The 23366-nt window shown below is 61.7% G+C and carries 25 protein-coding genes and 1 pseudogene; 10 read left to right on the top strand and 16 right to left on the bottom strand.

What is annotated here, in order from left to right; translation table 11 throughout:
- Positions 1-78 precede the first annotated feature (78 nt).
- Positions 79-714 (bottom strand): hypothetical protein, encoded by a 636-nt coding sequence (locus tag AC1PUL_RS09810; protein WP_480468131.1) that lies wholly within the window; start codon positions 712-714, stop codon positions 79-81.
- On the bottom strand, positions 714-1007 hold the full coding sequence (locus AC1PUL_RS09805) for a DUF3572 domain-containing protein (protein WP_480468130.1): 294 nt from the start codon (positions 1005-1007) through the stop codon (positions 714-716). Before AC1PUL_RS09805 ends, AC1PUL_RS09810 begins: the two co-directional genes overlap by 1 nt.
- Positions 1008-1145: 138 nt before the next feature.
- Here AC1PUL_RS09805 and AC1PUL_RS09800 point away from each other — a divergent pair, with 138 nt between their 5' ends.
- Both AC1PUL_RS09800 and AC1PUL_RS09795 read left to right on the top strand, forming a co-directional pair.
- The gene (locus AC1PUL_RS09800) at positions 1146-1517 is read left to right on the top strand and encodes a response regulator (RefSeq protein ID WP_480468129.1); all 372 of its coding nucleotides are present in this window, start codon (positions 1146-1148) and stop codon (positions 1515-1517) included.
- Between the two features lie 12 nt (positions 1518-1529).
- Complete coding sequence (locus AC1PUL_RS09795; RefSeq protein WP_480468128.1) at positions 1530-2903, top strand: PleD family two-component system response regulator; 1374 nt, start codon at positions 1530-1532, stop codon at positions 2901-2903.
- A 775-nt stretch (positions 2904-3678) separates the two neighbouring features.
- Here AC1PUL_RS09795 and rpmG read toward each other — a convergent pair.
- The 5 genes from rpmG to topA form a co-directional block, all read right to left on the bottom strand.
- Positions 3679-3846 (bottom strand): 50S ribosomal protein L33, encoded by a 168-nt coding sequence (gene rpmG, locus AC1PUL_RS09790; protein ID WP_006727600.1) that lies wholly within the window; start codon positions 3844-3846, stop codon positions 3679-3681.
- Positions 3847-3936: 90 nt separating this feature from the next.
- A complete protein-coding gene (locus AC1PUL_RS09785) occupies positions 3937-5121 on the bottom strand; it encodes an MFS transporter (RefSeq protein ID WP_480468126.1) in 1185 nt (394 codons plus the stop codon).
- Between the two features lie 239 nt (positions 5122-5360).
- Positions 5361-5810, bottom strand: a complete 450-nt coding sequence (locus AC1PUL_RS09780; RefSeq protein ID WP_480468124.1) for a DUF983 domain-containing protein — start codon at positions 5808-5810, stop codon at positions 5361-5363.
- A 22-nt stretch (positions 5811-5832) separates the two neighbouring features.
- On the bottom strand, positions 5833-8115 hold the full coding sequence (gene rnr / locus AC1PUL_RS09775) for a ribonuclease R (protein WP_480468550.1): 2283 nt from the start codon (positions 8113-8115) through the stop codon (positions 5833-5835).
- A 77-nt stretch (positions 8116-8192) separates the two neighbouring features.
- Complete coding sequence (gene topA / locus AC1PUL_RS09770; RefSeq protein WP_480468122.1) at positions 8193-10886, bottom strand: type I DNA topoisomerase; 2694 nt, start codon at positions 10884-10886, stop codon at positions 8193-8195.
- Between the two features lie 245 nt (positions 10887-11131).
- On the opposite strand from topA, the gene AC1PUL_RS09765 reads away from it, so the two are divergent.
- Complete coding sequence (locus tag AC1PUL_RS09765) at positions 11132-11365, top strand: hypothetical protein (RefSeq protein WP_480468121.1); 234 nt, start codon at positions 11132-11134, stop codon at positions 11363-11365.
- Here the strand turns inward: AC1PUL_RS09765 and dprA are convergent.
- Genes dprA through AC1PUL_RS09745 form a run of 4 tightly spaced genes read right to left on the bottom strand, consistent with a single transcriptional unit; the run spans position 11318 to position 15361 of the window.
- Positions 11318-12475, bottom strand: coding sequence for a DNA-processing protein DprA (dprA, locus tag AC1PUL_RS09760; protein ID WP_480468119.1), 1158 nt, complete (start codon positions 12473-12475; stop codon positions 11318-11320). The two genes, AC1PUL_RS09765 and dprA, sit on opposite strands and share 48 nt — an antisense overlap.
- Positions 12476-12484: 9 nt before the next feature.
- Complete coding sequence (plsY, locus tag AC1PUL_RS09755; protein WP_298469202.1) at positions 12485-13102, bottom strand: glycerol-3-phosphate 1-O-acyltransferase PlsY; 618 nt, start codon at positions 13100-13102, stop codon at positions 12485-12487.
- A 13-nt stretch (positions 13103-13115) separates the two neighbouring features.
- Positions 13116-14408 (bottom strand): dihydroorotase, encoded by a 1293-nt coding sequence (locus AC1PUL_RS09750; protein WP_480468118.1) that lies wholly within the window; start codon positions 14406-14408, stop codon positions 13116-13118.
- The gene (locus tag AC1PUL_RS09745; protein ID WP_480468117.1) at positions 14405-15361 is read right to left on the bottom strand and encodes an aspartate carbamoyltransferase catalytic subunit; all 957 of its coding nucleotides are present in this window, start codon (positions 15359-15361) and stop codon (positions 14405-14407) included. The genes AC1PUL_RS09750 and AC1PUL_RS09745 overlap by 4 nt, the downstream gene beginning before the upstream one ends.
- 220 nt (positions 15362-15581) lie before the next feature.
- Between AC1PUL_RS09745 and AC1PUL_RS09740 the strand changes: the two are divergent.
- Positions 15582-17226 (top strand): annotated as a pseudogene (locus AC1PUL_RS09740) (acyl-CoA dehydrogenase family protein).
- Here AC1PUL_RS09740 and AC1PUL_RS09735 read toward each other — a convergent pair.
- Positions 17208-18143 carry an AEC family transporter gene (locus AC1PUL_RS09735; RefSeq protein ID WP_480468116.1) on the bottom strand — a complete coding sequence of 312 codons (936 nt, stop codon included), beginning with the start codon at positions 18141-18143 and terminating at the stop codon, positions 17208-17210. The pseudogene AC1PUL_RS09740 and the gene AC1PUL_RS09735 overlap by 19 nt on opposite strands.
- A 143-nt stretch (positions 18144-18286) precedes the next feature.
- Between AC1PUL_RS09735 and AC1PUL_RS09730 the strand changes: the two genes are divergently transcribed.
- Together AC1PUL_RS09730 and AC1PUL_RS09725 are read left to right on the top strand one after the other, a co-directional pair.
- Entirely contained in the window at positions 18287-18532 is a 246-nt protein-coding gene (locus tag AC1PUL_RS09730; RefSeq protein WP_480468115.1) for a hypothetical protein, read from the top strand.
- Positions 18529-18864, top strand: coding sequence for a DUF6105 family protein (locus AC1PUL_RS09725; RefSeq protein ID WP_480468113.1), 336 nt, complete (start codon positions 18529-18531; stop codon positions 18862-18864). Before AC1PUL_RS09730 ends, AC1PUL_RS09725 begins: the two co-directional genes overlap by 4 nt.
- Here AC1PUL_RS09725 and ruvX read toward each other — a convergent pair.
- The gene (gene ruvX / locus AC1PUL_RS09720) at positions 18798-19295 is read right to left on the bottom strand and encodes a Holliday junction resolvase RuvX (RefSeq protein WP_480468112.1); all 498 of its coding nucleotides are present in this window, start codon (positions 19293-19295) and stop codon (positions 18798-18800) included. The two genes, AC1PUL_RS09725 and ruvX, sit on opposite strands and share 67 nt — an antisense overlap.
- Before the next feature lie 19 nt (positions 19296-19314).
- Positions 19315-19611 (bottom strand): alkylphosphonate utilization protein, encoded by a 297-nt coding sequence (locus AC1PUL_RS09715; RefSeq protein ID WP_298469223.1) that lies wholly within the window; start codon positions 19609-19611, stop codon positions 19315-19317.
- A 147-nt stretch (positions 19612-19758) separates the two neighbouring features.
- Here AC1PUL_RS09715 and AC1PUL_RS09710 point away from each other — a divergent pair, with 147 nt between their 5' ends.
- From AC1PUL_RS09710 to AC1PUL_RS09695, 4 genes are all read left to right on the top strand, one after another.
- Positions 19759-20463, top strand: coding sequence for a metal-dependent hydrolase (locus tag AC1PUL_RS09710; RefSeq protein ID WP_480468110.1), 705 nt, complete (start codon positions 19759-19761; stop codon positions 20461-20463).
- Between the two features lie 66 nt (positions 20464-20529).
- Positions 20530-20817 (top strand): Asp-tRNA(Asn)/Glu-tRNA(Gln) amidotransferase subunit GatC, encoded by a 288-nt coding sequence (gatC, locus tag AC1PUL_RS09705; RefSeq protein WP_480468108.1) that lies wholly within the window; start codon positions 20530-20532, stop codon positions 20815-20817.
- A 78-nt stretch (positions 20818-20895) separates the two neighbouring features.
- On the top strand, positions 20896-22377 hold the full coding sequence (gatA, locus tag AC1PUL_RS09700) for an Asp-tRNA(Asn)/Glu-tRNA(Gln) amidotransferase subunit GatA (RefSeq protein WP_480468106.1): 1482 nt from the start codon (positions 20896-20898) through the stop codon (positions 22375-22377).
- 20 nt (positions 22378-22397) lie between these two features.
- On the top strand, positions 22398-22853 hold the full coding sequence (locus AC1PUL_RS09695; RefSeq protein ID WP_480468104.1) for a GNAT family N-acetyltransferase: 456 nt from the start codon (positions 22398-22400) through the stop codon (positions 22851-22853).
- Here the strand turns inward: AC1PUL_RS09695 and AC1PUL_RS09690 are convergent.
- Both AC1PUL_RS09690 and AC1PUL_RS09685 read right to left on the bottom strand, forming a co-directional pair.
- Entirely contained in the window at positions 22850-23107 is a 258-nt protein-coding gene (locus AC1PUL_RS09690) for a BrnA antitoxin family protein (protein WP_480468102.1), read from the bottom strand. The genes AC1PUL_RS09695 and AC1PUL_RS09690 overlap by 4 nt on opposite strands.
- The gene (locus tag AC1PUL_RS09685) at positions 23082-23366 is read right to left on the bottom strand and encodes a BrnT family toxin (protein ID WP_480468100.1); all 285 of its coding nucleotides are present in this window, start codon (positions 23364-23366) and stop codon (positions 23082-23084) included. Before AC1PUL_RS09685 ends, AC1PUL_RS09690 begins: the two co-directional genes overlap by 26 nt.

Raw genomic sequence — 23366 nt, 5'->3', positions numbered from 1 at the left:
ATTCCCACCATAGGCCGCGCCTTCAACGGAGGCAAGAGCGGCAACACGGAAGGCGCACAGAAGACCCTGTCCGCACCGTCAGGCGGTAAAATGCGCCCGGATCAGATGGGAAGCCTCGCCCCAGCTCTCCGCTCGCCTGACGGTTTCCTGCGGCGCGGGAGCAAAGCGGAAGATTTCAAGCGGCGGCGGAAGATAGACCAGCAGGCAGTCCGGGACATGCTCACCCACCGAGTGCAGATTGTGGACCATATCGTCAACGAAGGCGACCGGCAGAGGTCTGGCGCCTTGCAGCGCCGCCACCATCGGTCCCTTGGCCGCTTCGGTGGCGATCATCGGAAACGTAAGGGTCAACTGGTCGAGCAACCGACGCCGGACCTCCGCGTGGCGGGGCGGCATGGCGGTGAGGAAGACCAGATCGGCATCCTGACCAAGGATGTGCAGGCTGTCGACCGCGTCGGCAAATGGCGTCTGCCAGCGCTCCTGTTCCATGAAGAAGTCATCGATCAGTGCCTTGACCGCTGGCGCTTCGAGGACGCGCTCGTCGTCACCATTGACAATATTGCCGGTCAGCTTGAACGAGCGCGGCAGGAGCCTGTGGCCACGGGTTTGCAGAAACGCCTCGAACGGTGTCGCAAATTGCAACACGACGTCGTCAACATCGCAAACGATCAGTGGCCGGTCCTTGAGCCGGATATGGTCGAGATCTGTCAGCATCAGAAATCAGCCGAATCCAGGCTGGGCCCCGCATAGCGATGGTAGGCCTCGACGACGGTCTCCGGCTTCGTCTCATTCGCCGAACAGAAGGCCAGCAGCGTCGGCTCGTGTTGCATCAGGAACTCCAGCATGCCGGCGAGAAAGGCAGGGTCATTGACTGCACTGCGAAGTTGTGACGGCTGCACACCGGAAAGTGCAAGGAAACGCGACAGCATCTCCGGCTCATTTGCCAACCAGCCCAGCACAGCCACGGCAGTCGCCTCGGCGTCGGCGGGTATATCTCTGTTTTTCATAAAGTCTTTTCCTCCGGCACTGGCAAGTTACCGATTTCGAAACCAAATAGCACTAGCATGCACGCAGACGGAAGACGCAACTCGCGCCAGGGTCGGGATGAACGGCCAGGGAAATGCGCGGGACAAAGGACCGGGTGAATGCCGAAAAAGGTGATGATTGTCGAAGACAATGAGCTCAATATGAAGCTCTTCCGCGATCTGATCGAGGCATCCGGCTATGAGACCGTGCAGACCCGCAACGGCATGGAAGCCATGGATCTCGCCCGGCGTCATCACCCCGATCTGATCCTGATGGACATCCAGCTGCCCGAGGTCTCGGGCCTCGAAGTCACAAAGTGGCTGAAGGATGATCCCGATCTGCACGTCATCCCGGTGATTGCCGTGACGGCTTTCGCCATGAAGGGTGACGAGGAGCGCATCCGCCAGGGTGGCTGCGAGGCCTATGTGTCCAAGCCGATTTCGGTCCCGAAATTCATCGAGACGATCAAGACCTATCTCGGAGACGCGTGAGGAGTTTGTGACATGACTGCGCGTATCCTGGTCGTCGATGATATACCCGCCAATGTGAAGCTGCTCGAAGCGCGGCTGATGGCGGAATATTTCGACGTGCTGACCGCGAGCAATGGCCGCGACGCGCTTGATATCTGCGACCGGACGCAGGTCGATGTGATCCTGCTCGACATCATGATGCCGGAGATGGACGGCTTTGAAGTCTGCGAGCGGTTGAAATCCAATCCACGCACGGCGCATATCCCCGTTGTCATGGTGACTGCCCTCGATCAGCCGTCCGACCGTGTGCGCGGCCTGCAGGCCGGCGCTGATGACTTTCTCACCAAGCCGGTCAATGATCTGCAGCTGATCTCCCGCGTCAAAAGCCTCGTCCGCCTGAAGACGCTGACGGACGAGCTTCGCATCCGTCATGACTCGACCCGTCAGGCCGGGCTAGACGACATGCTGCGCCTTCAGGACGGGCGTCTTGAGGAGCAGGCACAAATCCTTCTGGTCGACAGCCGCGGCGCCTCCCAGGAGCGCATCATCAAGTCGCTGAAGCCGATTGCCGAAGTGATCGCTATGTCCGATCCGCAGGCGGCGGTCTTTGAAGCTGCAGAAAACCCTGTCGATCTCGTCATCGTCAACAGCAATCTCGAAGATTATGACCCCTTGAGGCTCTGCTCGCAGATCCGCTCCCTGGAGCGCACCCGCTTCATTCCGATCCTTCTCATCACCGAGCAGGGTGACGAACAGATGATCATCCGTTCGCTGGATCTCGGGGTCAACGACTACATCGTGCGCCCCCTCGACCCGAACGAACTGATCGCCCGCGCGCTCACTCAGGTGCGCCGCAAGCGTTACAATGATCGCCTGCGCAACAGTGTCCGCCAGACAATCGAACTGGCCGTCACTGATGGGCTGACGGGCCTGCACAATCGCCGCTATCTCGACACCCATCTGCGAACCCTCTTTGCCCGTGCCAAGGTTCGCGGGCGCCCGCTGACGCTCTGCATCACGGATATCGATCGGTTCAAGCAGGTCAACGACGTCTACGGCCACGACGCCGGCGATGAAGTCCTGAAGGAATTCGCGGGGCGCATTCGCTCAACCGTCCGTGGGGCCGATCTCGCGTGTCGCTTTGGCGGCGAGGAGTTCGTGGTGGTCATGCCAGACACGTCTGCCGAGGTGGCTGCCACGGTTGCAGAGCGTCTGCGTGGCATGATCGAGGCACGTCCCTTCCAGCTCCGGTCCGGAGAGACACCCCTGATGCTGACGGCATCCATGGGCATTGCCACGATCGGCCCAGGGATTGAAACACCCGAACAACTTCTGAAGCAGGCTGACCGGGCGCTTTATGAAGCGAAAAATTCTGGCCGTAACAGGGTTGTCGCAGCCGCCGCCTGACGGTTCGGGCGGTCAAGTCGCCGCAAAAACACTGTGCAAACAGGCCTCTGGAAAGATTTTCACAGTTTTTTGTTGTCGTCTTCTTGTGCTGACAAATTTCAAGCTTGCCAGTTTTTTGAGCAATGATGGGCCCCTGTGTTGGCTGTTTCGCAAGATTACTCTGTCAAATTTCCGTGACACAACGTGCCTGCGTCCCGAAGTTTCTTCATCTGGTTTGTACATAACTGAATACTGGGGTCGCAATCAGGCGGATTACCTCGGCTGAACGAGGTGAGCTCTGTGTTCTGGTGCGACTAAGCTTCAGATGAACTCGAAAGTATCTGCAGTTTATTTAGGTCTCAATGTGTGTAGAACTGACTATCGCTTCATTGTCGCAAGTTCATCCGGGCGCAATTTAACCATATTGCGACGATGATTGGGTACAGCGTTAAGAAACTGTTGATTTTTGTCTCTACTTGAGAGAACTTGCACTCAGCAGACAAGATCTCCTGGCGAGGTCGCAGATACCCCATGATGCTCAGGTCCGCCGCATCTCCTGGGTCGTGGGGTCGGTCGGTTGGTGTGTAACGTCAAAACGGTTCCTCGTGCCGTGTTGCGCGCCGGCCGACCCCCTATTGAAAAGACACCGGTTTCCGCAAGGAGGCCGGTGTTTTTAGTTTTGGCTGCTGTTGGGGCAGGGGCAGGGCTTGGCGTAAGCGGCGCCTCAGAGCGCACCAAAAGAAAAAGGCGCGTCGCGATAAGCGACACGCCTTTTTGAATAACCGGCAATCAAGTGTTACTTGATCTTGGTTTCCTTGAACTCGACATGCTTCTTAGCAACCGGGTCGTACTTGGTCTTCGTCATTTTTTCCGTCATGGTACGGCTGTTCTTCGTGGTTACGTAGAAGAAACCCGTGTCAGCCGTCGACAGAAGCTTGATCTTGATGGTTGTAGCCTTGGCCATGGTCGTCCTGCCTCTAATAAACGAAGCCGTGGACGACCGAACGAGGCCCACGGCAAATCTGGCGCGAAACTACAAATCGCGCCTGAAAAGTCAAGTGCGTTTCGGGTTAAAAAGCAGGCGTCCCAGGGAAAGCACCACATAGAGCGCAAAGAAGCCCGCAATCGCCCAGGCAAAACCGTCATTGCCGGTCAAATCAATTGCCGCGCCGATGGCCTGAGGACCAGCGACAGTCCCGACGGCGTAGCAGAAAATGAAGGCGGCATTGGCGGCTGCAAGATCAGCCCCCGTGAGTCGCGAGCCGAGATGGCTCAAGCCCACCGTGTAGAGGCCGGAGACGCAGCCGCCCCAGAACAGGAGGACAATCGCCATCAACTGCCAGTGGCCGGACAGCCAGGGCAGCGCCAGCGAGCCTGCGAGGCCGACGATGGCGAGGATGGAGAGAAGCAGGCGCCGGTCGCGCATACGGTCGGAGAGCAGTCCGAGCGGGATCTGGAAGATCATGTTGCCGATGCCCATCACCGTCAGCAGCAGGGCTGCCTGCGTCTCCGTGAAGCCGCTGCGGGTTGCGTAGATCGGGAAGAGAGAGAGACCGCCGGCTTCCACGGCGCCGAAGACGAAGACGGCAACTGTCGCGGTCGGGACCAGGAAGATGTAGCGGAGGAAATGCATCTCCGGTTTCTCGCCCAGGACAGGGCTCTCGTTCCGGGCGATGTAGATCGGGATGGCCGCTGCAAGGATCGCAATCGCACCGACGGCAAACGGCAAAAGCCCCTCGCTGCCAAGGACGGAGAAGAGCAGGGGACCGCAGGCGAAGCCAACAGCGAGCATCGTCGCATAGATGCCCATGACCAGCCCGCGCTTTCGCGAGGGAGCGGCGGCATTGATCCAGAATTCGGAGAGAATGAAGAGCGTGGTTGTCGCGCCATGGAAGACGATGCGCAGCGGAAACCACATCCAGAATTGTTCGGCATAATAGAAGCCGACCGCGCTGATGGCTGACAGCACCACGGCCCAGAGCATGGTCGGCACCACGCCGAAGCGGTGGGCGAGCTTGGTGGTCACCGGCGCGGCGGCCATGGCGGCAATGCCGGCCATGGCCGAGTTGAGTCCGATCAGGGTCGAGGAGATGCCGCGCTTTTCCAGAATGATGCTGAGCAGCGGCAGGCCGAGGCCGATCGCGATGCCGACCGCCGAGATGGCCGAGATCGCTGCGACCAGCGAGGGCCAGTGGATCTCCTCGCGATGGCCGTTGAGGCCGTTACTGGTCTCAGACATCGGACACCCGGTCGTTGCGGTCGCGTCCCCGGCAGCCACAAGACGGCATGCGGGCGGGTGTCGAAATCTGTGATGGCATCGGCGCGTACCAGCTCCCGGGCATAGTCGATCGGCGGGGCATGTTCAGACCGGAAACTGCGCGCCTGTCAAGCGCTGATGATCTCTCGATGCGAATCGGCCTGGCGCCATTTTTGGACATTTATCGATAAACCGCCACAGCCACATGACGGTCAGATGGCTTAGTCGCGCCCGTCAGTGAAGGCTTCCGGCTCGTCGTGGTGCCCACCAAATCCATGCATGCGAAGCGCCCATTGCAGCCCCACAACGCCACCCTTGATCGGCTGGAGGCACATGAGCGAGGTGACGACGCCGATCGGCGCCCAGATGGCGAAATGCACCCAGGCGGGCAGAATGAACACCAGATCGGTGGCCATGAAGCCGCCGACCAGCACATGGCCGAGGATCAGGATGACGAGATAGGCCGGCAGGTCGTCTGCGCGGTGGTGGTGGTAGTCCTCGCCGCAGGCGGCGCATTTGTCGACGACCTTCAGGTAGCTGCGGAACAGCTTGCCCGAGCCGCAGGAGGGACACTGATTGAGCATCCCGCGCTTGATCGATTGGCCGAGCGGCCGCTCGGTCTTTTCGCTGCCACCATACTGAATGGTTGCCGGGGTCTGGTTGCCGCTCATGTCTGCCTCCGGGGCGAAAGTGTCAACGTCGTGAGCGCGGGGGACGCGTACCGGGCTGCTTGCGCCCATTGCGCCGTCCCGCCTTGTGGAAGGAGCGCGTCGCCACTGGCATCTTGCGTCCCTCGCTCAGCATTTCAAAGCGCAGCGCGCCTGCAAGCGGCACCGCCTCCACCAGGCGAACCTCGACGGTATCGCCGAGCTGATAGCCAAGACCGGACTTCTCGCCGGTGAGCGCCTGATGCGCTTCGTCGTAGATATAGTAGTCGCGGCCCAGCGTGGAAACCGGGATAAAGCCATCTGCGCCAAATTGCGGCAGGCTGATGAACAGGCCCGACTTCGTGACACCAGAAACCTGGCCGTCGAATTCGTCACCAATGCGGCCCGCAAGGTGATGGGCGATCAGCCGGTTGATCGTATCTCGCTCGGCCGCCATGGCACGACGCTCGAAGGTCGAGATCTCGGCGGAGATATCCTCGAGGCTCGCTTCCTCATCGGGCGTAATCCCGCCTTCGCCGAGGCCAAGCGATCCCACCAGCGCCCGATGCACGATCAGGTCGGCATAGCGCCGGATCGGCGAGGTGAAGTGCGCGTACTTCATCAGGTTGAGGCCGAAATGGCCGATATTCTCCGGACTGTAGATCGCCTGGCTCTGGCTGCGCAGCACCATCTCGTTGACCATGGTCTGGTGCGGCGTACCTTCCGCCTTGGCGAGAATGCCGTTGAACGAGTTCGACCGCATGTTGCCGCCCTTGACGAGCGACATGCCAAGCGTGCCGAGGAACTCGCGCAGCACCTCCTGCTTGGCAAGCGACGGTGCGTCATGGATGCGATAGATCAGCGGCTGACGCTTCTTTTCCAGCGTCTCGGCGGCAGAGACGTTGGCCTGGATCATCATCTCCTCGATCAGCTTATGCGCATCAAGCCGTTCCGGCACATGCACGCGATCGACCGTGCCGTCTTCCTTGAGGATGATCTTACGCTCGGGCATGTCGAGCTCGAGCGGCTGGCGCCGGTCACGGCCACGCTTCATCACGGCATAGGCATGCCACAGGGGCTTCAGGATCGGTTCCAGCAGCGGGCCGGTCTTGTCGTCAGGCTTGCCGTCGATCGCGGCCTGGGCCTGCTGGTAGGAGAGTTTGGCAGCACTCTTCATCATGATGCGGTGGAAGGTGTGGCTTGCCTTGCGCCCCTCATGCGAGAAGACCATGCGCACAGCCAGCGCCGGACGGTCAACGCCCTCGCGCAGCGAGCAGAGGTCGTTGGAGATCCGCTCGGGCAGCATCGGCACGACGCGGTCCGGGAAATAGACGGAATTGCCGCGCTTCAGCGCCTCGCGGTCGAGCGCCGATTTCGGCCGGATGTAGTAGGATACATCGGCAATCGCGACAGTCACGATCACGCCGTCAGGATTGTCGGGCGAGGGGTCGAGCTCGGCATAGACGGCGTCGTCATGGTCCTTGGCGTCATGCGGATCGATGGTAATCAGCGGCAGGTCGCGCCAGTCCTCGCGATGCGACATGGAGGCGGGCTTGGCCGCCTCTGCTTCCGAAATCACCGACTGCGGGAAGATATGCGGAATGCCATGCGCATGGATGGCAATCATCGAGATCGCCTTCTCCGAAGCGACTGAGCCGACAACCGTCAGCACCTTGGCCCGGGTCAGGCCGAAACGGGCGGCACGACCGACTTCGACCTCGACCAGATCGCCATCCTTGGCCTCTCCGAGATCGGTCGCGTCGATCTGCATTTCCTCGCCGCGACGATCGATCGGCATCAGGCGGGCGCCACCATCGGACAGCAGCCTGACAACACCCATGACCGAGCCGACATGCCGGTCGAGGATCTTGATCACCCGCGCCGTATAGGCTGGCCCCGAGCGATCCTTGTTGGCGAAGATCTTGGCCAGCACCCGATCGCCCAGCCCACCGACTGGCGTCTTGCCCTTGGAGCGGTCTGAGCTCGACTGCCGGATCAGCACGGCCGGTGCCGCACCGGCTTCCTCCGGCCATTCTGCCGGACGGCCGATCAGCTCGCCATCCTTGTCCCGGGTGGTGATGTCGAGCACGGTGACCGGGGGCAGCGCGCCGGGCCGCGTCAGCGACTTGCGGCTCTTCTGCACCAGGCCGTCATCTTCCAGATCCTTCAGTGCCTGCTTGAGTTCCACCCGCTGTTCGCCCTTCAACCCGAAGGCCTTGGCGATCTCGCGCTTGGAGGCGCGGTCCGGATTGTCGGTGATGAACTGCATGAGCACGTCGCGCGGCGGAACTTCGCCATGGATCAACGCGGCGGGATTGCTGGCTTTCACCTTGGCCGCGCCTTCCGCACGCCGGCTCTTGCGGTTGCCGGAGCCGGGGATCTCGGAGGGGTCGCGGTGTCTCTTGCTCAAGTCGCACTCTTCTTTGTTGTCTTTGCCTTTGCGGGGGCCTTCTTGGATGCTGCCGCCTTCGGCTTGGCCGCAGCCTTCTTCGGCTTTTCGGCAGCACCGTCATCCGACTTTGCCTTGGCAGCCTTGGCCGGAGCCTTCTTCGCCTTGGTCTTGCCGCCGCCGTCCTTGGCCGCACGCTCGGCGATCAGCACGAGGGCTTCCTCGACGGTCACGCTCTGCGGGTCCTTGCCCTTGGGCAGGGTCGCATTGACCTTGCCCCAGTTCACATAAGGGCCGTAGCGGCCGTCGCGCACGGTCATCGCGCCACCGTCGGGATGTTCCCCGAGTTCCTTCAATGCGGCCGCCGCCGCACCTCCGCGCCCGCCGGGGCCCTTGCTCTGCTTTTCCGCCAGCACCGTTACGGCGCGGTTGATGCCGATTGAAAGGACATCTTCGATGCCTTCGAGATTGGCATAGGTCCCGTCATGCAGCACAAAGGGTCCATAGCGACCGAGACCGGCCGAAATCATCTTGCCGGTCTCCGGATGCGGACCGACATCGCGCGGCAGCGCCAGCAGCGAAAGGGCCTTTTCCAGGTCGATCGAGGCAGGCGTCCACCCCTTCGGCAGCGACGAGCGCTTGGCCTCCTTGCCGTCACCACGCTGGATATAGGGCCCGAACCGGCCCGACCGCAGTGTGATCTCTTCTTCCGTCACCGGATCCTTGCCGAGCGCGCGCGGCTCGTTGCTGCCGCCGGCCTCCGCTTCCGCGCCACCGTCATTGGTCAGCTGGCGCGTGAAATTGCATTCCGGATAGTTCGAGCAGCCGACAAAGGCGCCATACTTGCCGAGCTTGAGCGACAGGTTGCCCGTGCCGCAGACCTGGCAGATGCGCGGATCAGAACCGTCTTCACGCTTGGGGAAGACGAGCGGTGCCAGCGCCTCGTTCAGCGCATCGAGCACGTTGGTGACGCGAAGTTCCTTGGTGTCTTCGATCTGGGCGAAGAAGTCCTGCCAGAAGGCGCGCAGCACGTCCTTCCAGTTCAGCTCGCCCGCCGAGATCTTGTCGAGCTTCTCTTCGAGATCGGCCGTGAAGTCGTATTCGACATATTTGGTGAAGAAGTTTTCGAGGAACGCCGTGACCAGCCGTCCCTTCGAATGCGGCACCAGCTTGCGCTTGTCGGTGATCACATATTCGCGGTCGCTCAGCGTCTTCAGTGTCGCCGCATAGGTCGACGGACGACCGATGCCGAGCTCTTCCATCTTCTTGATCAGCGACGCCTCCGAGTAACGCGGCGGCGGCTCGGTGAAATGCTGGCTGGCACTGACCTTCTGCTTGGCCAGCGCCTCCCGCGCGTTGATCTCGGGCAGACGACCATCCTCGTCGTCACCATCCTCGGGTGCTTCGCCTTCCTCGCGCTGGTCGGTATAGGCAGCGATGAAGCCGTCGAACCGGATGACCGAACCGACGGCGCGCAGGCCGGCCTTTTCACCATTGTTGTCGGCGAGGATTTCAACGGTCGTGCGCTCGATCTCGGCGGATGCCATCTGGCTGGCGATGCCGCGTTTCCAGATCAGGTCGTAAAGCCGCATCTGGTCGCTGTCGAGGAAGCGGCGCAGCTTGTCCGGCGAGCGGTTGAAGTCCGTCGGGCGGATGGCTTCGTGGGCTTCCTGGGCGTTCTTCGCCTTGGTGGAGTAGAAGCGCGGCTTTTCCGGAACGTAACGCGGGCCGAACTGGTCGAGCACGGCAGCGCGTGCGGCATCGATGGCTTCGGGTGCCATCTGCACGCCATCGGTACGCATATAGGTGATCAGACCAACGGTCTCGCCGCCGATATCGATACCCTCGTAAAGCTTCTGGGCGATCTGCATGGTGCGCGAGGCCGAGAAACCGAGCTTGGAGGACGCAGCCTGCTGCAGAGTGGAGGTTGTGAAGGGCGGGCCGGGATTGCGCTTGACGGGCTTCGCCTCGACGCTCTCCACGCCGTAGCGGGCCCCTTCCAGAAGCGCCTTGATGGTCGCCGCCTGATCGCCATTGGTGACCGAATTGCGCTGGATGCGCTTGCCGAGATGCGAGACCAGCTTTGCCTCGAACTCGTCGCCGCGCGGCGTCTTCAGGAGTGCGGAGATATTCCAGTATTCCTCGGCGACGAAACGCTCGATCTCGTTTTCGCGGTCGCAGACCAGGCGCAGCGCCACCGACTGCACGCGGCCTGCCGAACGGGCGCCCGGCAGCTTGCGCCAGAGAACCGGCGACAGGTTGAAGCCGACGAGATAATCGAGCGCACGGCGGGCGAGATAGGCATCGACCAGCGGTGTGTCGATATCACGCGGATTGGCCATGGCATCGAGCACGGCCTTTTTGGTGATCGCGTTGAAGACGACGCGCTTGACCGGCTTGTCGCCGATGACGCGCTTCTTTTTCAGAAGGTCGAGCACGTGCCAGGAAATCGCTTCTCCTTCGCGATCCGGGTCGGTCGCGAGAAACAGGCTGTCGGAGGACTTCACCGCATCGGCAATGTCCTTCATCCGCTTCTGCGAAGCGGTATCCACCTCCCAGAACATCTCGAAATCCTGGTCCGGGAGAACGGAGCCATCCTTGGCTGGCAGATCGCGCACATGGCCGAACGAGGCGAGCACCTTGTATCCGGATCCCAGATACTTGTTGATCGTCTTGGCCTTGGCCGGGGATTCTACGACTACGACGTTCATTGGACAGATGTACCTTCAACGGATCCGATCAGCGGCACCGCACCACCGTCTTCGGAACACGGTTTTCCGACATGGAGGGCGAAACGCCTGCGGTCAAGAGGCGGACCCCATTTTACGACCTATGGATCAATACAACCGATAGGAGATCATAGGTAGATTGCAATCTTAGATAAATGATCTATTGTATTTTGCAGGGTATGGCGAGGTCTGGTTGTGGCGACCTCCGGTGACGACGGGCGAGAGCGATGGCACGAGACACAATCGACATGAATGGTCGGGGAAGCCGCACCATGGAGAACATCGCCTATATCCGCCAGATGCTCGCCGAGTTGCGGATGGTTGCGGAAAACGAGGGCGCCGAAATGCTGTGCTACCTGATCGAGATGGCCTATGTTGAGGCCGGCGATGTTCAGGCCGGTCGTCGGGCCCTCTCAATCCATCATGCTCAGCGAGACAAAGCCCCCCGCATGCCGCTCTAGTCGGCCGGCAATATCGAGCTCCAGCAAGACGAGATAGACGGAAGAGGCGGCAAGCCCAGTGTGGCGGATGATGTCGTCGATCTCCACCGGGGTGGGCCCGAGCGATTGAATGATGACGAGCCGTTCGTCGTCATTCGGCGGCGGCGCCAGCGACCGGCCTCCGGTGTCATCTTCGGCAGGCTCGTCGGCCTCGTTGGAACTGAAGAGATCAAGTTCCGAAATCGGGGCGAGCGCCTGCAGCACATCCTGCGGCTTCGTCGTCACCGTCGCCCCGTCCTTCAAAAGGCCGTTTGTCCCCTCGCAGCGCGGGTCGAGCGGTGAGCCGGGTACGGCGAACACCAGGCGGCCGAACTCGCCGGCCAGTCGAGCCGTGATCAGCGAGCCGGAGCGGGCCGCAGCCTCGATCACCACCACTCCGAGCGCTACCCCTGCGATTAGCCGGTTGCGCCTTGGAAAATCCCGAGCCCTGGGCTCCCAACCGAAGGGCATTTCCGAGATCGCCAGACCCCGGCCGCTGCAGATCTGGTCGAGAAGGTCGATATTCTCCGGAGGATAGGGCTGGTCGAGCCCCCCGGCCATGGCCGCAATGGTGCCGGTCTCTAGACTGGCCCGGTGCGCCGCCGCATCGATCCCGCGGGCCAGTCCGGAAATGATGCTGTAGCCCGCATTGCCGATGTCGCGTGCCATCATCGCCGCAAACTTCGCCCCGCTGATCGAGGCATTGCGAGACCCGACGATACCAACGGCCGGCAGACCGGCCACGCCGAGGTCGCCCTTGGCCGCAATCAGAGGAGGGGCGGCGTCGATCTGGCGAAGGGTGGGCGGATAGTCGGGCTCGCCGATGCCGATGAACCGGGCGCCGAAGCGGCGAGCCGTTTCGATCTCGCGCTCCGCATCGGCCACGGTCGCAATACGGATGCTGCGGGTCGACCCACCCCGTCGAGAGAGCTCTGGAAGCGCTTCCAGTGCAGCCTCTGCCGAGCCGAAGTGGTTGATCAGATCGCGGAAGGTGGCAGGTCCGACATTGTCGCTGCGGATCAGCCTCAACCAGGCAATTCTCTGCCGGTCCGTCAGCGCAATCCCTGTTCGTCTTGCGCCACCTGACCCCATGGCTCTCCTCTAGCCCTTTTTGCCGATCTTGCTTTCCGTTCCCGAAATCAAACGCTCGATATTCTCTTTGTGGCGCCAGTAGGTGATTACCGTCATCAGCGCCGTCACCAACGCGGCTTCCTGGCTTCCGAGTATCCACAATGCAACCGGAATGACAAGTGTCGCAACCAGGGCGGACAACGAAGAGTAGCGAGAGAGGAAGGCGACGGAGAGCCAGACGATGGCGAAGACCAGCACCATGATTGGCGCGACGCCGAGCAGCGTGCCGATATAGGTCGCAACTCCCTTGCCGCCCTTGAAGCCGAGCCAGACGGGGAAGAGGTGTCCGATAAAGGCCGCAAAGCCGCCGATCAGCCCGGCATCGCCGCCAAACACGGACTGCGCGATGACAGCCGCTGCCGTTGCCTTGAAGGCATCCAGCAAAAGGGTGGCCGCCGCAAGCTTCTTGTTGCCGGTGCGCAGCACGTTGGTGGCGCCGATATTGCCCGACCCGATCGAGCGCAGATCGCCGAGACCGGCCATCTTGGTCAGCAGCAGGCCGAACGGCACGGAGCCGAGAATATAGCCGAACAGGCTGACGATCGCGACCGTCTGCCAGTCGAGGAAGGCGAAGTTGATGTCGGACATGTCTGTCTATCCCTCAGAGCATATGGACGCACTTGCCGGCGACATAGGTCGCAACGGCGCGTCCCGAAAAGCGGGCGTCTTCGAACGGCGTGTTCTTCGAGCGGGCCAGCAGGCTGTCACGCGAGACGAGCCACGGTTCATCGAGATCGATAAGCGCAATGTCTCCCGACGCACCCGGCTTCAGCGTGCCGCCGGGCAGGCCGAAGATCTCGGCAGGCCGTGTCGACATGGCGTCGATCAGCCGCATCAGCGGCACCTGACCGGCATGATGCAGGCGAAGGGCCGCCGACAGCATGGTCTCGAGCCCGATCGCGCCGTCCGCCGCCTCGCCGAAGGGCAGCCGCTTGGTGTCGACGTCCTGCGGATCATGCGACGAGACGATGATGTCGATCTGCCCCTTGGCCAGCGCATCGACCATCGCCATGCGGTCGTCTTCCGACCGCAGTGGCGGATAGAGCTTGAAGAAGGTCCGGTACTCGCCGATGTCGTTTTCGTTGAGGCTCAGGTGGTTGATCGAGATGCCGCAGGTGACCTTGGCGCCGCGCTTGCGTGCCACCTGGATGGCCTCGACCGATTCCGGCACCGAGATCTGCGAGGCGTGATACTTGGCGCGCGTCAGCGCCGCGATCCTGAGGTCGCGCTCGAGCGGGATGATCTCGGTTTCGCGCGGGATGCCGCCGAGCCCGAGCCAGCTCGCGAGCAGCCCTTCATTCATGACGCCATTGGCCGCCAGATATTTTTCGCGTGTTTCGAGTGCGATCACGGCGCCAAACTCGCGGGCATAGGTCATCGCACGGCGCAGCACCTGCGTGTCGTTCAGCCCATGGCGACCATTGGTGAAGGCAACCGCACCGGCCTGCTGCAAGAGACCCATCTCGGTCATCTCGGCGCTGGTCATGCCCTTGGTCAGAGCCGCTGCCGGATAGACGTTGACGCTCGCCGTATCGCGGGCCGTCTTCTTCACAAATTCAACGAGCGCGATGTCGTCGATGACGGGATCCGTCTCCGGCATCATGATGAAGGAGGTGATGCCGCCGGCCGCCGCCGCACGGCTTGCCGATGCAATCGTCTCGCGATGTTCCGATCCCGGCTCACCGACGAAAACGCGCGCATCGACGAGACCCGGAACGGCGGTGAGGCCTCTGCAATCGCGGATTTCGGCACCCTCGGGTGCGCCCTGGTTCTGCGCATCGGCGCCAGCCGCAAGGATCAGCCCGTCATGGCCGACGATAACAGTGCCGACTTCGTCCAGCTTGCGCGAGGGATCGACGATCCTGACATTCTTGAGGACGAGAGGCTTGTTCATGCGCCCATTCCCTCCGAACGTGGACCTTGATTTTGCGAGACGAGCAGCGTCTCCATCACCGCCATGCGCACTGCAACACCCATCTCGACCTGGCTTTCGATCACGCTCTGCGGACCGTCGGCAACTTCGGAGGCGATCTCGACACCACGGTTCATTGGACCCGGATGCATGACGAGCGCATCCTCCTTGGCAGCTTTGAGCTTTTCGGAGTCGAGCCCGTAGAAATGGAAGTATTCGCGCACCGAAGGCACGAAGGAGCCGGACATGCGCTCGCGCTGCAGGCGCAGCATCATCACGACGTCGGCGTCTTTGAGCCCTTCCTTCATGTCGTGGAAGACCTCGCAGCCCATGTCGGCGATCCCTGCTGGCAGCAGCGTCGCAGGTGCGACGACGCGGACGCGGGCACCCATGGCATTGAGCAGCAGGATATTGGAGCGTGCCACGCGCGAATGCAGCACATCGCCGCAGATCGCCACGATGATGCGCGACAGCTTGCCCTTGGCGCGACGGATGGTCAGCGCATCGAGAAGCGCCTGGGTCGGATGCTCATGCTGTCCGTCGCCGGCATTGACCACGGAGCAGGCAACCTTCTGCGCAAGCAGAGCAGCAGCACCCGCCGAAGAGTGGCGCACCACCAGCACGTCCGGCCGCATGGCGTTCAGCGTCATCGCCGTGTCGATCAGCGTTTCGCCCTTCTTCACGGAGGAATTGCCCACCGACATGTTCATCACGTCAGCGCCAAGGCGTTTGCCCGCAAGCTCGAACGACGCTTGAGTCCGTGTCGAGGCTTCGAAGAAAAGGTTGATCTGGGTGAGGCCCCTCAGCGTCGAAGTCTTCTTCTCCCGCTGGCGGCTGATTTTGACGGCTTCGTCCGCCTTGTCGAGAAGGTACGTGATGTCCTGCTCGGTAAGGCCCTTGATGCCGATGAGATGGCGATGGGGAAAGAAGACCATGGACGTCCTCCTGAGGTGTCACGCGGTCTATAAAGTGTGGGATCGGACCCGGCAAGCACATGCTAGGTGGATTGACGCACGGTCCCCATGTAATAGGAGCGAAGAGAAGGTAGGGAACACCGGCGCATTTTGCGCCCTGGATGCTTCGACCGCATCGGAAATTTGACAGGCGCAGCATTGTTGCTGCAAGGCGCGCCTCCCCACGAGATCGGCAAGATTGATGAACCGGACTGAAGAAAAACTCGCAGCGCTGAACCAGCCCAAGCCCTGGTCCGGCGTCAACGCCTATCGTGCCGATCCTCTGCTCGTTGATCTCACCTCGTCGCTGTCACGCCCCTTGCGCGAGGAATACGATGTCATCGGCAAATATGTGACATCGCCGGAAGCCCAGGAACTGGCGCGCATGGCCAATGCCAGCCCGCCGCAGCTGAGAACCCATGGAGCGCGCGGCGAACGTCTCGATGTCGTCGAATTCCATCCAGCCTGGCATGCCCTGATGCGCCGCTCGATGGCGTCTGGCCTGCACTCCTCCGTCTGGGAAAATGCACCGGAAGCCCGTGGCCATGAACACAAGGCCCGCGCGGTCAGGTTCTTCCTGACGGCCCAGCTCGAAATCGGGGCATCTCTGCCCGCTCACCATGACCAGCGCCTCGGTCGCCGCTCTCGTGGCCTCGCCGGCGGTTCAGAAGGAATGGACGCCGCGCATCCTGTCGCGCAAATACGACAGCAGCAACAAGCCGCCGATGCAGAAGAGCGCCGTGACCATCGGCATGGGCATGACCGAAAAACAGGGCGGCACGGACGTGCGCGCCAACACCACCTCGGGCGAGCGCGTGGGCGAGGGGATCTACCGTCTCTCCGGCCACAAGTGGTTCATGTCGGCGCCGATGAGCGACGCCTTCGTCATGCTCGCTCAGACCAAGGACGGCATGGGCTGCTTCCTCGTGCCCCGTCTGTTGGAAGACGGCTCTGCCAACGGTCTCGAATTTCAGCGTCTGAAGGACAAGCTTGGCAACCGCTCCAATGCCTCGTCCGAAGTCGAATTCTCCGAAACCTTCGGCTTCCTGCTTGGCACGCCCGGCGATGGCGTGCGCACCATCCTCGATATGGTGACGCTGACGCGTCTCGACTGCGCGCTCTCATCGGCCGGCATGATGCGTGCCTCCATGGCCGAGGCCGTGCATCACGTGCGTGGCCGCATGGTCTTCGGCAAGAACCTGATCGACCAGCCGATGATGACCCGCGTGTTGGCCGACATGGCGCTCGACGTGGCTGCAGCCACTGCACTTGCCTTCCGTCTCGCCGACAGCTTCGACAAGGCGCGCGAGAGCCCTGTTGACGCGGCCTATGCCCGTGTCATGACGCCGGTTGCCAAATACTGGATCTGCAAGATTGCGCCCGCGCTGATCTATGAGGCCATGGAATGCATCGGCGGCAATGGTTATGTCGAGGAGCGCCCGATCGCCCGCCATTATCGCGAGGCCCCGGTCAACGCGATCTGGGAAGGCTCCGGCAATGTCATGGCGCTCGACGTCCTGCGCGTGCTCAGCCGCGGCAAGGATCTCTTCGAAACGCTGTTTGCCGGCCTTGAGCGCGATCTCGGCCCCTCCGGCAAGAAGACCGTGGAAGTGCTGCGTGCGGCAACGGCGCTTGCCGAACGCGATGAAGCCGCCGGTCGCCTCTTGATCGAGCAACTGGCGCTCGCTGCCGGTGCCGCAGAGCTTTATCGCCTAGGGGCCGGCAAGATCGCCGATGCCTTCCTCGAATCACGCCTCGCGGGCGGCTGGCGCCATACCTATGGCGTGCTCGATGCGCGCTTCGATTCGCGCTACGTGCTGGATCTGCTTTACCCGCCGGCCACCTGACCGGCGAGGTAGAGCACGACCGGGATCGTGAAGAATGCGGCGACCGTTTGAACGGTGGCCGCTGCCGCATAGAGATCGGCATCGCCGCCCATCTGCTTGGCCAGTACATAGCCATTCATGGCGGTCGGGACGGCAGCACCGAGCGCGATCATCACCAGAACCTCGCCCGAAAATCCGAAGGCGAGAGCCAGCAGGACGGCGACAGCGGGAAAGATGATCAGTTTGAAACCCAGTGTCAGCAGGACGCTTGGCTGGGGTTTCAGTGCATCCACGATCCGCAGACCGGCTCCGACCGTGACCAGACCGAGGCCGAGCGAGGCGCTGGCGATCAGATCGACAGCCGTCATGACAGGCGCGTAGACCGGGATCCCCGTCACATTGACAAGAACACCGCAGACCGCCCCGATGATGATCGGGTTCGTGACGATGCGGAGCACGAAGGTTTTGAGGCCCCGGCTTTCCCCCGAGAACCACACGAGCACGCCGACATTGATGAGATTGAGCGGCACGATGATCGACGCCATGATGATGGCGATGACCGCCAGCCCCGTTTCGCCGGTGAGCTTTTCGGCGATCGCCAGCGCCATGAAGCCATTCCACCGCGTCGAGGTCTGGAAGACGGAGGTATAGGTTCGACCCGTCATGCCTCGGCCGCGCAGAATTGGCCAGACTGCAAGCACGAGAGCCGTCATCACGCAAACCGCCATGAGCGATACCAGACCGATGCCGCCGCTGTTCAGGGATGAGAAGTCCGTCGTGGCGAGGGTCTGAAAGAGCAGCGCAGGGAACAGCAAGAAGTAGCCGAATTGCTCAAGACCACCCCAGAAGCTTTCGTTGATGAGTGCGCTGCGTTTGAGAATCACCCCGAGAATCACGAGCAGGAAGATCGGCAGAATGCTTTCGAAGATGATCAGCATGATAGGTCCAGTCTGGCGGGCAGGGGAGGGTTAGCCCCGACATCCCTCGCATTCAATGGGAAATCGCGTATCCAAGACATTTTCCAGCAAGGCTCTGAAACTCTTCATCCACAGGCGGCGTTAACCTTAACAAAGGGTTTACGTTGCGCCGGACAGCCGAACGGGCCACCTTTTGGGCGGGACAGACGTTAAAGGGCGAAGTGGTGACGGACGCGCTTGGTGCACGACCGGTGGCAACCATCATGATGATGGTGTTTTTCTCGGGGCTGGCGCTCGACATCGCCGTCCCGGCTGCCGTGTTGACCGTCATGGCTTCCCTGAAATGGCTGGTGGAAAACTGGCCTTCGGCAAATGACTTGCCGTTCGATCAAAAGGCGGAAACGGCATGAAGACACTTCTGCTTTTATGGGCTCTGCCCATCACGATCCTGGGCGCCTGGTACGGTCTGTCCTACTACGACATGAGCTTCGGCATCTTCATGCTGACGCGCGATGCCCATGATCTGGTCTTCCAGGTCTATGGAGACATTCTCGGCATCGCGCCCGAGACGATCCCCCCGCTGGTGCTGCGTGCCATCATCGTCGACAGCCTTATCCTGTTTGCGATCCTTGGCTTCCGCCGTCGCAAGCAGATCAAGGCCTGGTGGCTGGCCCGTCAGGAAAAGTCGGCGGCGTTGTCCGAAGCGCGGGCGAGTGCCGAGAGCCTGTCCAGCGCGCCCTGAAGAATGAAGCTCGCAGCAGCGGAATCAATCCGCTCGCTGCGCTTGGCCCGCGACACATCCATTTCGAGAAGCGCCCGCTCTGCGGCGACCGTCGATAGCCGCTCGTCCCAATAGACGAAGGGGATGTCCGTTTTTTCCGACATCGAGCGAACGAAGGCCCGCGTCGCCTGCACACGCGGCCCGGACGAGCCATCCATGTTGACCGGCAACCCGATCACGAAGGCGACGACTTTCTCCTTCGCCGCAAAGGCGAGCAGAACCTCGGCGTCCTGAGTGAACTTCACCCGCTTGATGACCGGGCGAGGGGTGGCGAAGCGGCGGCCGAGATCCGACGCCGATAGCCCGATCGTCTTCGTGCCAAGATCGAGCCCGGCAATCGCCTCGCCGGGCTTCAACCGTTCTGCCAGTTCCTCGATCGTCAAGGTCGCCATGATCTGTCTTGCCCGCTGATCAGCGCTTGCGCACGAATTCGGTTCTGAGCACGAGGCCCTTGATCCCGTCATAGCGGCAATCGACATGCTCGGGATCGTCGGTCAGCCGGATTGACCGGATGACCGTGCCCTGCTTCAGCGTCTGGCCGGCGCCCTTGACCTTGAGGTCCTTGATCAGCACCACCGAGTCGCCATCGGCAAGCTCCGTCCCGGACGCGTCACGCGCCACAGGCTTGGCCGCAGCAGCCGCAGCGATTTCCGATGCGGGCCGCCATTCGCCGGTCGCCTCGTCATACACGTAGTCGTCATCGGCCATGGTCGGATCCCTTCTTGTGCGCAGCGCTACGGCTGTCATGCTGGCGGCTTAGACCAGTGCCGCCCCATAAGCAACTCGGCTCGCCCGTTGCCGCCGGAGGGGCACGCCATATATTGCGATGATAGTCAAACCCCGGAGACTCGTTTCATGAAAATCACCTGGCTCGGCCACGCCGCCTTTCGCCTCGACTCGGCCAAGGCATCGATCCTCATCGATCCCTTCCTCACCCATAATCCGGGCTTTGCCGGTCTCGACCGCAAGGAGATGACCAAGGGCATTACGCATATTCTGCTCACCCATGGACATGGCGACCATGTTGGCGACACGGTTCAGCTTGCCAAGGATACCGGCGCAACCGTGCTGGCCAATGCCGATCTCGCAGCCTGGCTCGGCACCAAGGGCGTCGACAAGCTCGAAATGGGCAATACCGGCGGCACCATCCATTTCGAAGGCTTCACCGTCACCTTCACCAATGCGCTGCATTCTTCCGCACAGGTCACCGAAGACGGTGTGTCGCACGCGCTTGGCAATGCCAACGGCCTGATGCTGCATTTCGATGACGAGGCTTCCGTCCTCCACATGGGCGACACTGACATCTTCTCCGACATGAAGCTGATCAACGAACTGCACCAGCCGGATGTCGGCATCGTGCCGATCGGCGATCGCTTCACCATGGGCGGCGCGGTTGCCGCACTCGCCTGCCAGCGCTTCTTCGACTTCAAGACGGCGATCCCCTGCCACTATGGCTCGTTTCCGATCATCGACCAGACGCCTGAAAAATTCATTGCCGGCATGGATGGTACGCGCACCCGCGTCGTCGCTCCCCAGGCCGGATCGGCCGTCACGGTCTGACAAACCCCGTTGCGCCTGCGCTTGACGGCCATTATAGCGAAGAAAACAGCTTATCCGGAGAATGCCATGTCTGTTGACCTCGCCACCGTCAAGCGCGTCGCCCGCCTTGCCCGCATCGCTGTCAGCGAGGAGGATGCCGCACGCATGACCGGGGAATTGAATGGCATTCTCGGTTTCGTCGAGCAGTTGGATGAAGTGGACGTCACCGGTGTCGAGCCGATGACCTCGGTGACGCCGATGGCCATGAAAAAGCGCGAGGATGCCGTCACCGATGGCAACAAGGCCGACGATATCGTCGCCAATGCGCCCGCCACCGATCGCAATTTCTTCCAGGTGCCGAAGGTCGTCGAATAAGACGCCATCTGCATTCTGAGACCGTCTCCCGTTTCTTGAGGGCCTGCCGGCCCGCCGACAGTTTGAAGTGAACCTGCCATGAGCGAATTGACCAGCCTCACCATCGCCGAAGCCCGCGCGAAACTCGTCGCCAAGGAGATCAAGGCCGTCGAATTGACGGATGCCTATCTCTCCGCGATCGAGGCTGCGAATGGCGCGCTGAACGCCTATGTCGCCGTCACCCCGGATGTGGCCCGCGACATGGCCAAGGCGTCCGATATCAGGATCGCTGATGGCAAAGCCGGTGTGCTCGAAGGCATCCCGCTCGGCGTCAAGGACCTGTTCGCCACCCGCGACGTCCACACCCAGGCCTGCAGCCACATCCTCGACGGCTTCAAGCCCAAGTACGAATCGACCGTCACCCAGAACCTCTGGGATGCTGGTGCCGTCATGCTGGGCAAGCTCAACATGGACGAGTTCGCCATGGGGTCGTCGAACGAGAGCTCCTACTACGGTCCCGCCGTCAATCCGTGGAAGGCGAATGGCTCCGACGAGAAGCGCGTACCCGGTGGCTCGTCGGGTGGTTCCGCCGTCGCCGTCGCCGCCCATCTCTGCGCCGGTGCGACCGCCACCGACACCGGCGGCTCGATCCGCCAGCCGGCCGCCTTTACGGGCACTGTCGGCATTAAGCCGACCTATGGCCGCTGCTCGCGTTGGGGCATCGTCGCCTTCGCGTCGTCGCTCGACCAGGCCGGACCGATCGCCCGTGATGTGCGCGATGCGGCAATCCTCCTTAAGTCCATGGCAAGCGTCGATCCGAAGGACACGACCTCGGTCGATCTGCCCGTTCCAGACTACGAAAAGGCGATTGGCGGCTCGGTCAAGGGCATGAAGATCGGCATTCCCAAGGAATACCGCGTCGAAGGCATGTCGGAAGAAATCGACGCGCTCTGGCAACAGGGTATCGCCTGGCTCAAGGAAGCCGGTGCCGAAATCGTCGACATCTCCCTGCCGCACACCAAATACGCCCTTCCGGCCTATTACATCGTGGCGCCGGCCGAAGCGTCTTCCAACCTTGCCCGTTACGACGGCGTCCGCTACGGCCTGCGGGTTGACGGCAAGGACATCGTCGACATGTACGAGAAGACCCGTGCAGCCGGCTTCGGCAAGGAAGTCCAGCGCCGCATCATGATCGGCACCTACGTGCTCTCGGCCGGCTACTACGACGCCTACTACCTGAAGGCCCAGAAGGTCCGCACCCTGATCAAGCGCGACTTCGAACTCGCGTTCGAAGCCGGCGTCGATGCGATCCTCGCCCCGATCACGCCGTCCTCTGCTTTCGCCATCGGCGACAAGGAACTGGCTGCCGATCCGGTCAAGATGTACCTGCAGGACGTCTTCACCATCACGCTCAATATGGCCGGCCTCCCGGGCATCTCCGTTCCTGCAGGCCTCGACAACAAGGGCCTGCCGCTTGGCCTCCAGGTCATCGGCAAGCCTTTCGAGGAAGAAACCCTCTTCAAGACCGCCCATGTCATCGAACAGGCCGCCGGCAAGTTCACGCCGGCCAAGTGGTGGTAAGGGACTTCGTCATCCGTGATATGACTGCGGCCGATGCAGACAGCGTCGGCCGTGTCGGGTTCGACGCCTGGGCCGCCAATCCGGTGCTCAATGCCTTCGGCGTCGATATGATGGTCAAGATCCGCCTGAATATCCGCCGCTTTTCCCAGGAGCATTTCAGCCTGATAACAGTCGGAGAACTCGGGGACGAGATCGTCGGCTGGACCGCCCGCGAAGGCGCCCGCGACTACATCTCCGACCTCTGGGTGAGCCCCTCACATCAGGGCCTCGGCGTCGGCTCGGCGCTCGTCTCGCGGCTCCTGCGCGAGATGCGCTCGGAAGGCCTAAAGCGTGCGCGGATCGACACCCATGCCGCCAACGAAGGTGCGATCCGCCTCTACAAGGACCTGGGCTTCGCCATCGTCTGGCGCGGCATGCAGCATTCCCCATCGATGGGCATGATGGTCGACAAGGTGAAGATGCAGCATGTGTTCTAGCGCGACCGACGCCGTTGGCTTTCCATATAGGCCTTGAGCACGGCATTCATCCGCGTCTGATAGCCCTTGCCTTGCTGACGAAACCAGTCCAGCACATCGCTGTCGAGCCGGACGGTGATCTGCGTTTTGGTCGATGGTGTGACCAGCACAGCCGTCTCGAAGAAAGCATCGTCGAGCTCTGGGATGTCGCTGTAGTCAATGTCCGCGTCCGACCGGGACTGTAACTCCTTAAGACGAGCGGCGGAGATGGTCATGATACTTCTGCCTTTCTCTTCTGTTTGCCAGACGAGCGGATATGATTCTGACGATGCCATTTCGGTCGGTGTGAACGACTGCAATCACGATCAGACCTTCGATGGCGCCGATGCTGGTATAGCGGGTCTCTCCGTAGTCGCGACGGCTATCGACGCCGGTCAGAACATCGCCCTCGAAGATCAGCCGGGCTTCCTCGAAAGAGATTCCGTGCTTGATCTGGTTGACGACATTCTTCGCGGCGTCCCATTCATAGTTCAT

The organism is Rhizobium sp. P43, from assembly GCF_056730705.1.
The sequence above is the reverse complement of the archived record's forward strand: the minus strand, read 5'-3'. Positions and strand labels throughout refer to the sequence as shown.

Excerpts from the sequence above, each read along its gene's own strand:
- AC1PUL_RS09725 (WP_480468113.1), top strand. The coding sequence starts at position 18,529 with ATGAAGACACTTCTGCTTTTATGGGCTCTGCCCATCACGATCCTGGGC.
- AC1PUL_RS09710 (WP_480468110.1), top strand. The coding sequence starts at position 19,759 with ATGAAAATCACCTGGCTCGGCCACGCCGCCTTTCGCCTCGACTCGGCC.
- AC1PUL_RS09695 (WP_480468104.1), top strand. The coding sequence starts at position 22,398 with ATGACTGCGGCCGATGCAGACAGCGTCGGCCGTGTCGGGTTCGACGCC.
- AC1PUL_RS09780 (WP_480468124.1), bottom strand. The coding sequence starts at position 5,810 with ATGAGCGGCAACCAGACCCCGGCAACCATTCAGTATGGTGGCAGCGAA.
- gatC (WP_480468108.1), top strand. The coding sequence starts at position 20,530 with ATGTCTGTTGACCTCGCCACCGTCAAGCGCGTCGCCCGCCTTGCCCGC.
- ruvX (WP_480468112.1), bottom strand. The coding sequence starts at position 19,295 with ATGGCGACCTTGACGATCGAGGAACTGGCAGAACGGTTGAAGCCCGGC.
- AC1PUL_RS09785 (WP_480468126.1), bottom strand. The coding sequence starts at position 5,121 with ATGTCTGAGACCAGTAACGGCCTCAACGGCCATCGCGAGGAGATCCAC.
- dprA (WP_480468119.1), bottom strand. The coding sequence starts at position 12,475 with ATGGGGTCAGGTGGCGCAAGACGAACAGGGATTGCGCTGACGGACCGG.
- AC1PUL_RS09735 (WP_480468116.1), bottom strand. The coding sequence starts at position 18,143 with ATGCTGATCATCTTCGAAAGCATTCTGCCGATCTTCCTGCTCGTGATT.
- topA (WP_480468122.1), bottom strand. The coding sequence starts at position 10,886 with ATGAACGTCGTAGTCGTAGAATCCCCGGCCAAGGCCAAGACGATCAAC.
- AC1PUL_RS09750 (WP_480468118.1), bottom strand. The coding sequence starts at position 14,408 with ATGAACAAGCCTCTCGTCCTCAAGAATGTCAGGATCGTCGATCCCTCG.
- plsY (WP_298469202.1), bottom strand. The coding sequence starts at position 13,102 with ATGTCCGACATCAACTTCGCCTTCCTCGACTGGCAGACGGTCGCGATC.
- AC1PUL_RS09765 (WP_480468121.1), top strand. The coding sequence starts at position 11,132 with ATGGCACGAGACACAATCGACATGAATGGTCGGGGAAGCCGCACCATG.
- AC1PUL_RS09685 (WP_480468100.1), bottom strand. The coding sequence starts at position 23,366 with ATGAACTATGAATGGGACGCCGCGAAGAATGTCGTCAACCAGATCAAG.
- AC1PUL_RS09795 (WP_480468128.1), top strand. The coding sequence starts at position 1,530 with ATGACTGCGCGTATCCTGGTCGTCGATGATATACCCGCCAATGTGAAG.
- AC1PUL_RS09690 (WP_480468102.1), bottom strand. The coding sequence starts at position 23,107 with ATGACCATCTCCGCCGCTCGTCTTAAGGAGTTACAGTCCCGGTCGGAC.
- AC1PUL_RS09745 (WP_480468117.1), bottom strand. The coding sequence starts at position 15,361 with ATGGTCTTCTTTCCCCATCGCCATCTCATCGGCATCAAGGGCCTTACC.
- gatA (WP_480468106.1), top strand. The coding sequence starts at position 20,896 with ATGAGCGAATTGACCAGCCTCACCATCGCCGAAGCCCGCGCGAAACTC.
- AC1PUL_RS09800 (WP_480468129.1), top strand. The coding sequence starts at position 1,146 with ATGCCGAAAAAGGTGATGATTGTCGAAGACAATGAGCTCAATATGAAG.
- AC1PUL_RS09715 (WP_298469223.1), bottom strand. The coding sequence starts at position 19,611 with ATGGCCGATGACGACTACGTGTATGACGAGGCGACCGGCGAATGGCGG.
- rpmG (WP_006727600.1), bottom strand. The coding sequence starts at position 3,846 with ATGGCCAAGGCTACAACCATCAAGATCAAGCTTCTGTCGACGGCTGAC.
- AC1PUL_RS09810 (WP_480468131.1), bottom strand. The coding sequence starts at position 714 with ATGCTGACAGATCTCGACCATATCCGGCTCAAGGACCGGCCACTGATC.
- AC1PUL_RS09805 (WP_480468130.1), bottom strand. The coding sequence starts at position 1,007 with ATGAAAAACAGAGATATACCCGCCGACGCCGAGGCGACTGCCGTGGCT.